1 protein-coding gene and 1 pseudogene are annotated in these 518 nt (G+C 59.7%); one reads left to right on the plus strand and one right to left on the minus strand.

Features of this window, described 5'->3' with window-relative positions; all coding sequences use genetic code 11:
- Window positions 1–365, minus strand: a pseudogene (locus WT24_RS35825) (hypothetical protein); the annotation flags it as partial.
- Between WT24_RS35825 and WT24_RS35645 the strand changes: the two are divergent.
- Window positions 304–518, plus strand: a 215-nt coding sequence (locus WT24_RS35645; RefSeq protein ID WP_306453355.1) for a hypothetical protein, incomplete at its 3' end; no start/stop codon positions are given. The pseudogene WT24_RS35825 and the gene WT24_RS35645 overlap by 62 nt on opposite strands.

The following is a 518-nucleotide window of genomic DNA, read 5'->3' on the forward strand; positions in this document are numbered from 1 at the left end:
GCCGATGTCGACAGCGACGTCACCGAGCTGTTGGTCGTGCTCAGACCCGTCGACAGCGAGCTGACGCTGCTCGACGTCGAGGTCGACAGCGAGTCCAAACTGCTGTTCGTCGTACTCAATCCGGTCGACAGCGAGTTCACACCGCTTTGTGCCGTGCTGATACCCGTCGAGGCCGATGTCGACAGTGAACTCAACTGGCTATAGTTTACTGCGTCGGTCGGATCTACGCCTGCTGCCACGTTGGTCAATTTGACTGGCGCAGTCGCGCTTGTACCACCCAGCGTCACTGACGTATGAGCCGAATTGTCATACTGCACCGAATTTGCTACACCGGTCGACAGCGAAGCAACCGAACTGTTGGTCACGCTCAGGCTGGTCGACAATGACGTAACGCCGCTTTGCGCTGTGCTGATGCCCGTCGACGCCGACGTCGACAGTGATGTGACCGAGCTGTTCGTCGAGCTCAGGCCGGTCGAGAGCGACGTCACCCCACTTTGCGCCGTGCTGATGCCCGTCGA

The organism is Burkholderia sp. MSMB1078WGS (assembly GCF_001528895.1).
Classification (GTDB): Bacteria; Pseudomonadota; Gammaproteobacteria; order Burkholderiales; family Burkholderiaceae; genus Burkholderia.